This is a genomic window from Hymenobacter sp., assembly GCF_035709525.1.
Taxonomy (GTDB): Bacteria; Bacteroidota; Bacteroidia; order Cytophagales; family Hymenobacteraceae; genus Hymenobacter.
Map to the genome: position 1 here is coordinate 1 of NZ_DASTEP010000184.1, position 9,078 is coordinate 9,078.

The 9,078-nt window shown below is 59.7% G+C and carries 9 protein-coding genes; 8 read left to right on the forward strand and 1 reads right to left on the reverse strand.

Going from position 1 to position 9,078, the window contains the following annotated elements; genetic code table 11:
• Window positions 1-108: 108 nt before the first annotated feature.
• Window positions 109-1,104, forward strand: a complete 996-nt coding sequence (gene obgE, locus VFO93_RS16520) for a GTPase ObgE (protein WP_325135476.1) — start codon at window positions 109-111, stop codon at window positions 1,102-1,104.
• A 2-nt stretch (window positions 1,105-1,106) separates the two neighbouring features.
• Here obgE and VFO93_RS16525 read toward each other — a convergent pair whose 3' ends face one another.
• Window positions 1,107-1,577 (reverse strand): hypothetical protein, encoded by a 471-nt coding sequence (locus VFO93_RS16525; RefSeq protein WP_325135477.1) that lies wholly within the window; start codon window positions 1,575-1,577, stop codon window positions 1,107-1,109.
• A 151-nt stretch (window positions 1,578-1,728) separates the two neighbouring features.
• On the opposite strand from VFO93_RS16525, the gene VFO93_RS16530 reads away from it, so the two are divergent.
• The 7 genes from VFO93_RS16530 to VFO93_RS16560 all read left to right on the forward strand — a co-directional run bounded on the left by VFO93_RS16530 (window position 1,729) and on the right by VFO93_RS16560 (window position 8,781).
• Window positions 1,729-2,298: a nucleotide exchange factor GrpE gene (locus tag VFO93_RS16530; RefSeq protein WP_325135478.1), complete on the forward strand. Its 570-nt coding sequence runs from the start codon at window positions 1,729-1,731 to the stop codon at window positions 2,296-2,298.
• Between the two features lie 130 nt (window positions 2,299-2,428).
• Window positions 2,429-3,577 carry a molecular chaperone DnaJ gene (dnaJ, locus tag VFO93_RS16535; RefSeq protein ID WP_325135479.1) on the forward strand — a complete coding sequence of 383 codons (1,149 nt, stop codon included), beginning with the start codon at window positions 2,429-2,431 and terminating at the stop codon, window positions 3,575-3,577.
• A gap of 235 nt (window positions 3,578-3,812) precedes the next feature.
• The gene (locus VFO93_RS16540) at window positions 3,813-4,832 is read left to right on the forward strand and encodes a hypothetical protein (protein WP_325135480.1); all 1,020 of its coding nucleotides are present in this window, start codon (window positions 3,813-3,815) and stop codon (window positions 4,830-4,832) included.
• Between the two features lie 169 nt (window positions 4,833-5,001).
• Complete coding sequence (locus VFO93_RS16545) at window positions 5,002-5,511, forward strand: sigma-70 family RNA polymerase sigma factor (protein ID WP_325135481.1); 510 nt, start codon at window positions 5,002-5,004, stop codon at window positions 5,509-5,511.
• 19 nt (window positions 5,512-5,530) lie between these two features.
• Window positions 5,531-6,160, forward strand: coding sequence for a hypothetical protein (locus VFO93_RS16550; protein WP_325135482.1), 630 nt, complete (start codon window positions 5,531-5,533; stop codon window positions 6,158-6,160).
• A gap of 248 nt (window positions 6,161-6,408) precedes the next feature.
• Window positions 6,409-7,365 carry an ATP-binding cassette domain-containing protein gene (locus VFO93_RS16555; RefSeq protein ID WP_325135483.1) on the forward strand — a complete coding sequence of 319 codons (957 nt, stop codon included), beginning with the start codon at window positions 6,409-6,411 and terminating at the stop codon, window positions 7,363-7,365.
• A gap of 21 nt (window positions 7,366-7,386) precedes the next feature.
• Entirely contained in the window at window positions 7,387-8,781 is a 1,395-nt protein-coding gene (locus VFO93_RS16560) for an ABC transporter permease (protein ID WP_325135484.1), read from the forward strand.
• Window positions 8,782-9,078 lie beyond the last annotated feature (297 nt).

Sequence of the window (9,078 nt, forward strand, 5' to 3'; positions counted from 1 at the left end):
CGATAGAGATGCTTCACTGCGTTCAGCATGACTCGTCTAGCTATTGCCTTTGGTTCAAAACGAGCCTGACTCATAACTCAAAATTCATAACTCAAAACTCCTAACGACGTGGCTAATAACAACTTCATCGACTACGTAAAAATCACTTGCCGCTCGGGCAAGGGCGGTGCGGGCTCGCACCACTTCTTCCGGGCCAAGGGCCTGCCCAACGGCGGCCCCGACGGCGGCGACGGCGGCCGCGGCGGCCACATCATCCTGGAGGGTAGCTCGCAGCTCTGGACGCTGCTGCACCTGCAATACCGCAAGCACCTCTTCGCCGAAAACGGCGAGGGCGGCGGCCCCAACCTGCGCTCGGGCGCACAGGGCGAGGACATCGTGATACAAGTGCCGCTCGGCACCGTGGCCCGCGACGCCGAAACCGGCGAGGTCAAGCTCGAAATAACCGAGGATGGCCAGCGCCTCATCCTCACGCCCGGCGGGCGCGGCGGCTTGGGCAACGACCACTTCAAAACCGCCACCAACCAGGCCCCGCAGTACGCGCAGCCCGGCGAGCCCGGCATCGAGGAGCAGGTGATTCTGGAGCTGAAGCTGCTGGCCGACGTGGGCCTCGTGGGCTTCCCCAACGCTGGCAAAAGCACTTTGCTGTCAGTAGTTTCGGCTGCCAAGCCCAAGATTGCCGACTACGCGTTTACTACCCTGGTGCCCAATCTGGGCGTGGTGGCGTACCGCGATTTCAAGTCGTTTGTGATGGCCGATATTCCGGGCATCATCGAAGGCGCGGCCGAGGGTAAGGGCCTGGGTACGCGCTTTTTGCGCCACATCGAGCGCAACTCCATGTTGCTCTTCATGATTGCCGGCGACAGCCCCAGCATCGCCAACGAATACCGCGTGCTGCTAAACGAGCTGGAGCAGCACAACCCCGAGCTGCTGGATAAAAAGCGCCTGCTGGCCATCACCAAAGCCGACATGATAGACGAGGAGCTGGAAGCTCTGTTGCTCTCCGAGCTACCTGCCGATTTGCCACCCACCGTATTCATTTCCAGCCTCACGAACAAGAATATTCAGCGGCTCAAGGATATGATTTGGGGGGCGCTGCACGAGTAGGGCTAGGGTTTAAATTGGTGACCCTTACGCGGTAGCTCCTCACTCCACAAATCTATCCGCTTTTGTGCGTAGCCAGCAATTTCAGAATTGCTGTTTTTTGCCAATAGCTGGAGTTTGTGATAAGATTCTGCATTTCCAATATCTGCTAGCGCCCAAGTACACTTTCGTGCTAAAGCTGCTCCGCCGTCGTAGTCTTGTTGGTATTCGGGAATAGTTACTGCGGCATTGTATAGAGCATCAACGGCGCGAGAATCTTTGGCTTGTTGAAGTAGGCGCACGATGTCTTCATGGCTGTAATGATTAAGATAAGTTAAAATCTTGATGAGAGAAGGCACTGTTTGCACTCGAAATTTTCCATCTTTCTCAAATTCTACAAAGGTTGCTAAAAGAGCTTGGTAGGCATCTTCTGCATCTCCAGATTTCGCGGCCTTTTCTAATTGAGCCACAATTAGATTTTGTTCTTCAGTAAGCATTCTGTCTGATTTCTTGAAATAAGGGCGGTATAAAAGTATTAAGCCTGTGCCAACTTGTCACCCTCCCCAGCTTTGGCAAACTCCTTGCGCCTGACCGGCCGCCCGTATGGCAACTCCCTTTTCTAGCCGATTCCGCCATTTTTTCCAGAAAATGACCGACGATAAACCGATGAATCCCGACGACCAGCCCCTCGACGCCGCTACCCCCGAGCACACCGCCGGCGAGCAAGACTTCGCTACCGACGCCGCTACCCCCGAAGCCGGTGCTTCACAAGGTGCCAGCCGCGCCGAAACCGAGCTGGCCGACCTCAAAGACAAGTACCTGCGCCTGGCTGCCGAGTTTGAGAACTACAAGCGCCGCACCACCAAGGAGCGCGCCGACCTCTTCAAAACCGCCAACCAGGAGCTGATGGTAGCCCTGCTGCCGGTGCTCGACGACTTCGACCGCGCCCGCCAGCACACGCAAGGCACCGCCGACCCGGCCGCCCTGCAAAACGCGCTTGACATCACCTACAACAAGCTCAACAAAACCCTGGAGCAGAAGGGCCTGACCCCGATGAACGCCAAAGGCGGCGACTTCGACGCCGAGTTGCACGAGGCCATCACCCAGATTCCGGCCCCGAGCGACGAGCTGCGCGGCAAGATTGTGGACGAGATTGAGAAAGGCTACTACTTGGGCGACAAGGTTATCCGCCACGCCAAAGTGGTTTTGGGTCAATAGTTTGATTACTACTGTCATGCTGAGCTTGCGAAGCATCTCACGCGCTGCACTAACTTTCAGATTTTTTGGTTAGTGCAGCACGCGAGATGCTTCGCAAGCTCAGCATGACAGACGTTTTTTTAATACAGCAATGGCAACCGTAAAGCGCGATTATTACGAAGTATTAGGGGTGGCGAAAAACGCGGAAGGCGACGTAATCAAGTCGGCTTATCGCAAGATGGCTATCAAGTATCACCCGGATAAGAACCCCGACGACCCCACGGCCGAGGACAAGTTTAAGGAGGCGGCCGAGGCCTACGAGGTGCTGAGCGACGGCGACAAGCGCGCCCGCTACGACCGCTTTGGCCACCAGGGCGTGGGCGGCGCGGCCGGCGGCGGTGGGCCTAATATGGAGGATATTTTCTCGCAGTTCGGTGATATTTTCGGCGGCGGCGGGGGCTTCGAAGGCTTCTTCGGCGGGGGCGGGCAGCGCGGTGGCCGCCGCGTGAAAAAGGGCTCTAACCTGCGCATCAAGCTCAAGCTCGACTTGGAGGAAATCGCCAACGGCGTCGAGAAGAAAATCAAGGTGAAGCGCTACGTGGCGTGCCCGCCGTGCAGCGGCACGGGTGCCAAAAACGGCACCGAGCTCAAAACCTGCCCCACTTGCCAGGGCCAGGGCCAAACCAAGAAGGTGGTGAATACCATGCTCGGCCAGATGGTGAGCGCTAGCACCTGCCCCACCTGCCACGGCGAGGGCAAAACCATTTCGACGACCTGCGACGTGTGCAAAGGCGACGGCCGCCAGCTAAACGAGGAAGTGATTCCCATCAATATCCCGGCCGGCGTAGCCAACGATATGCAGCTGAGCATGAGCGGCAAAGGTAACTTCCCGGAGCGCGGCGGTGTGCCCGGCGACCTGCTCATCCAAATCGAGGAGGAGCCGCACGAATTCCTCAAGCGCGATGGCAACAACATCATGTTTGAGCAGTACATCAGCTTCGTGGATGCTGCCCTGGGTGCGAGCCTGGAGGTGCCCACCATCGAGGGCAAGGTAAAAATCAAGGTCGACCCCGGTACCCAGCCCGGCAAAATCCTGCGCCTGCGCGGCAAAGGCATCAAAGACCTGAACGGCTACGGCCGCGGCGACCAACTCATTCACCTGAACGTGTGGACGCCCAAAAACGTGAGCAATCAGGAGCGCGAGCTGCTGGAGAAGCTGCGCGACTCGGATAACTTCGTGCCGCACCCCGGCAAGAATGAGAAGGGCTTCTTTGAGAAAGTAAAAGAGTACTTTCAATAAGCAGCGCTTGAGCGAGATACGTGCTCGCTTTTAGTTAACAAAACGCCCCGCTTGGCCATTGGCCGGGCGGGGCGTTTTGCGTGTAGCGGCGCTACGGGGCGGCCTGGAAACTGGCGTAGTGGTAAAATTGCGGAATTTCTTAATTTGCAACTATGATGCATTTATAAGACTTTTGCGGAATGAACTGCTGGATTTTAATTGATGGCAGTTCAGGTTTCGCATTCCTTCCTTACTTATGTCAGATTCTCTTTACCCCGCAAAATTTGGTCGCCGGATGCGGCAGTGGGTAGGCGTGGCCTTGGTGCTGGGTAGTGCCAGCGCCAGCGCGCAATCGGTAGCGGGCTACCAGTTGGCGGCGTCGGCCGGCACGTTCACGCCGATTACAGGGGGCACGGCAGTGCCAGCCATCATCTTTAATAATGCAAGTTCGGGCAGCTTGCCCATCGGGTTTTCATTCCCGTTTGCGGGCGCTACTTACACCAATTTTCGGGTGTCGTCCAACGGGCTGCTGGGGTTTGGGAGTGCGCTCTCGACGGTGGGCGAGGAGCTGAGCAACACCATGACCAGCCCCCGCCTCACGGGCACCAGTTTGCCGGTGCTGGCCCCGTTTTGGACGGATTTAGCTGCTTTTTCGGGCTCGGGTGCCACGGCGCAGTACACCACGACTGGCACCGCTCCCAGCCGCGTGCTGACTATGCAGTGGCTTGATTTTTACGACGTGAATGGGGAAGTGCCAGCCTACGTCTCGTTTCAGGTCAAGCTCTACGAAACCAGCGGCCGCATTGAATACGTGTACCGCAAAGGCCCGCCCGGCGAAGCCAACGACGCCACCATCGGGATGAAGGGAGCCGATGGCAGCTTCTTATCGCTGACTAATAGCGGCTCCGCGCCCGGCGTATCGGCTACGGTATCGGCCGACCGGCTGGGGCGGCCGGCTACCGGGCAGGTGTATGCCTTCCTGCCCGCCGCCGCGCCGCTCGCGGCCACGCCAGGGCTGGCCGCCGCTGCCGTCGAAGTGTTCCCCAATCCTGCGCAACAGTGTTTCACGGTGCGGGTGCCGGCCGTGGCCGGGGTGCCCACGGTACAAGCCGACTTGCTCAATAGCCTCGGCCAGGTAGTGCGCCAGCAGGCCGTGGCGTTGCCCGCCGCCGGGGCCGAGTTTATGGTGCCTACCGCCGACCTGGCGGCCGGGCTCTACAGCCTGCGCCTGGTAGCCGGCCCGGCCGCCCTCACCCGGCGCGTGGTGGTGCACTAGCCTACGCTGCCGTTAGCTTGTTTCTTGCCGGAAAGCGGCCTTGCCAAGTGGCGGGGCCGCTTTTTTGTGCGCTGATAGCATCGCCCGCACACGCCAAATAAAATTACTGGCTGCCTGTAATAGCCTGCCTCTGGCCGCGATATACCTTCCCGAAACCAAGACCCCCGCAATGGCTACCGCCGCCCCTTCTGCCGATTTTCTGGCTGCTTTGCACGAGTACCAGCCGCTGGTGCGGCGCGTATGCCGGCTCTACTGCCAGGATGCTGACGACCGCCAGGATTTATTTCAGGAGATAGTCTTGCAGCTGTGGCGGGCCTGGCCGCGCTACGTGCCCCAGCCCGATGCCAAGCTCAGCACCTGGCTCTACCGCATCGCCCTCAACGTGGCCATCTCCAACCTGCGGCAGCGCACCCGCCGCCCGGCCTCGGTAGACGTGGAAGGCGAAGCCTGGCACCTAACCCAGCCCGTGGAAAGTAGCGCCTACGAGCCCGAAGAAACGGCCGCGCTCTACGCGGCCATCAACCGCCTGTCGGACGTGGACAAGGCCTTCGTGCTGCTCTACCTGGAAGACCGGCCCTACGACGAAATGGCCGACATCCTGGGCATTACCCAGAATAACGTGCGGGTGAAAATGCACCGCGTGCAGGAAAAGCTGCGCAAGCAATTAGTTCATAAATAGCGTTTAACAAGTATTTTTTATGGAGCTTGATGATTTGCGCCGCCAATGGCAGCGGCCCGAGCCGGCTGCGGCATCCCCCGCTTTGGACACCACGGGCCTGCGCCGGCTACTGGCCCAGCAGTCGGACAGTATCGTGGTGCGGCTGCGGCGTAATGCCCGGATAGAAATGGCGATTAATTATGCGCTACTCCCCATTTCGCTGGGCATAGCGTGGCTGGCACCCGTGCTGTGGGTGCGCCTGTGGGGCGGAATACTGGCTTTGATAGCAGCGGTTTGCATCTTCTACTTTCACCGCAAGCTGGGGCTGCTGCGCGACATGAGCAACCCGGCCGGCGACCTGCGCGCCTACCTGCTGCGCCTGACCACTGGCTTGCGCGCGCTCATCCGGTTTTATTACCGTTTCACCTTGGCAATGCTGCCGCTGACGTGCCTGCTCATGGGCGTAATGGCCCTGACTACCACTACCAAAGCCGTAACACCCACTAAAATCCTGGTTGTGGGAGGGCTGCTGCTGGTGCTGTGCGTGGTAATCTACCTGCCCACTGCCCATACCACTAAGCGGTATCTACATTGGCTTTACGGCCAGCACCTCGACCGGCTGGAGGGCCAGCTGCGCGAGCTGGATGAGCCGGTAGAAATCGATAAGTAGCGATTGCTCAGACAACTAATCGTCCTGCAGCGCGCAGCGAAGCATCTCGCGTGCTGTACTAACCTTAAAACGTCAGGGATTACTGCGCCAAGCGAGATGCTTCGCTGCGCTCAGCATGACGGCCGCAACCACTCAGCCCCGTTTTTTACTGCTTGGGGCCGGCCCCGCGCCGTTTGAAGCCCGACTATTGCGGGCCAGCGCACGCGGCGGCTACTTTTACCCTCCGACTACCATCTCTCCTTTTTCTCATGCAAAAAACTACTGCGGCGCCCATCCTGGAGGTGCGCGATGTGCGCAAGCACTACGCCCAGCACACGGCCCTCGACGGCGTGAGCCTGGCCGTGCCCGAGCAAAGCATCTTCGGCCTGCTCGGGCCCAACGGCGCGGGCAAAACCTCGCTTATTCGCATCATCACCCAGATAACGGGGGCCGATTCGGGCGAGGTGCTTTTTCGGGGCGAAAAGCTGAATGCCAGCCACATCGGCCAGATTGGCTACCTGCCCGAAGAGCGCGGCCTCTACAAAAAGATGAAGGTGGGCGAGCAACTGCTCTACCTGGCGCAGCTCCGCGACCTCAGCCGCGCCGACGCCGTGCAGCGCATCAAGAAGTGGCTCGACCGCCTGGAGCTCAAGCCCTGGGCCGAAAAAAACGTGGAAGACCTCTCGAAGGGGATGCAGCAAAAGGTGCAGTTCATCGCCACGGTGCTGCACGAGCCCAAGCTGATTATCCTGGACGAGCCGTTTTCGGGCTTCGACCCCATCAACGCCAACCTCATCAAGGACGAGATTCTGGCCCTGCGCGACCAAGGCGCGACCATCATTTTCTCGACCCACCGCATGGAATCGGTGGAGGAGCTGTGCGACAGCATCGCCTTGATTAACAAATCGCGCAAGGTGCTCGACGGGCCGGTGACGGCCATCAAAAACCAGTTCAAAACCAACACCTACGAGGTAGAGGGCCAGGGCCGGCTGATGCTGATGCACCCCGATTTTGAGGTGCTGGAGCAGAAGGAGCGTGAAAACGACCACTTCTACGCCCGCGTGCAGCTGCACGCCGGCACCACGCCCAACGATTTGCTGCGCTTCCTCATCGGGCAGGTGCAGGTGCAGGCCTTCCGCGAGCGGGTGCCGAGCATCAACGAGATTTTTATCCGGCGCGTGGGCGAAACCATGCCGGGCAGCCTGGTCGAAAACGTCAACGCTTAAGCAGGGCCGCGCCCTTTTGTTATGAATAAAATCTGGCTCATTATCCAGCGCGAATACGTGCAGCGCGTGCGTAAAAAAAGCTTCCTGGTGCTGTCGCTGCTGGCCCCGCTGCTGCTGGCGGCTACTACCATCGGCATCGCTAAGTTCAGCTCCTCCTCCGACCCCGACGTGGTGGCCGTGCACGACGAGAGTGGCCTCAACCTAGCCGCCCGCTTGCAGGATACCGACGAAGTGCACTTTGTGCCGGCCGCGCCCGGCCCGCTGGCCGCCGCGCAGGCCGCCTTCACCAAAGCCAAGCCCAAGCAAGCGGCGCTGCTCAATATTCCGGCTAGCTTCACGCTCGACAGCACCCAGGGCATTCAGGTGCTGGGCAAGGGCAACGTGGCCCTCAAGCGCCAGCTCAACATCCGCAAGGCCGTGACCAAAGCCGTGGCCGAGCTCAAGATGGCCCGCTCGGGCATCAAGCAGGAAACCATCGACGACCTGCAAGCTAAAGTGGAGCTCTCGGCCATTAACCTCGACGAGGTAGGCGGCCAGCGCAACGATGCCAACAAGACGACGGGCATCGCCTACGCGCTGTCCATCCTGGTGTACATGTTCATTTTCATCTACGGCGTGCAGGTGATGCGCGGCGTGAGCGAAGAAAAATCGAACCGCATCATGGAAGTCATGATTTCGTCGGTGAAGCCGTTTCAGTTTATGATGGGCAAGATTTTGGGCATCGCGGGCGTGGTGCTCACGCAGTTTGCGCTGTGGCTGGTGCTGTCGTGGGGCTTCACCTCGGTGATAGCGCCGCTGCTGCTGAACGCCGACAAACCGGCCGCTACTACCACCATCACCACCAAGGCAGCGACCAGCGCTGCCCCCGCCGCCGCCCAGCCTGCGGCAACTGTAGCTGCCGACGCGGCCGACGCGGATGCCAGCACCGTGGCCGATGCGCCCCGGCCCGGCCAGCCTTTGGGTATGTGGCGCGTGCTTGGCGGGCTGCCCATGGGTAGCATTCTGGGCGGGTTTATGTTCTTCTTCCTGGGCGGCTATTTGCTGTATTCGTCGCTCTTCGCGGCCATCGGCTCGGCCGTGGATGACCAGACCGATGCCCAGCAATTCATGCTGCCGGTGACGCTACCGCTCATTCTGAGCTACATCGCCAGCATTGTGGTCATCATCAACGGCGACCCCAACGGCCCGCTGGCCTTCTGGCTGTCAATGATTCCCTTGACCTCGCCCATCGCGATGGTGATGCGCCTGCCCTTCGGCGTGCCCATGTGGCAGCTGGCTTTGTCGGGCACGCTGCTGGTGGCCGGCTTCGTGGCGGCTACTTGGGTGGCGGCCCGCATCTACCGCGTGGGCATCCTGATGTACGGCAAAAAAGTGACGTACAAAGAGCTGTCGAAGTGGATGTTTTACAAAGGCTAGCCGCGCCGGCCAGCTAGTTGCCGGTCGGGGCGAACTAGTTCGCCAAAAAGGGCAGTGAGTTCGGGTCGGACCCTAACTAGTTCGGGTCCGACCCGAACCAGTTCGCCAAAAAGAGAGGTGAGTTCGCCTCCAAGTCGAGTGAGTTCACCAAAAAGGGAAGTGAGTTCGGTAAAAAGAGAAGCTGACTTCCCTTTTTACCGAACTCACTTCCCTTTTTGGGCAACTACTTCTGTGCGCAGGCAAGGCCAAACAGGCCGGGGCGGGCTGCCGGCTTTTCGCCGGCTGTCCGCTCGTCGT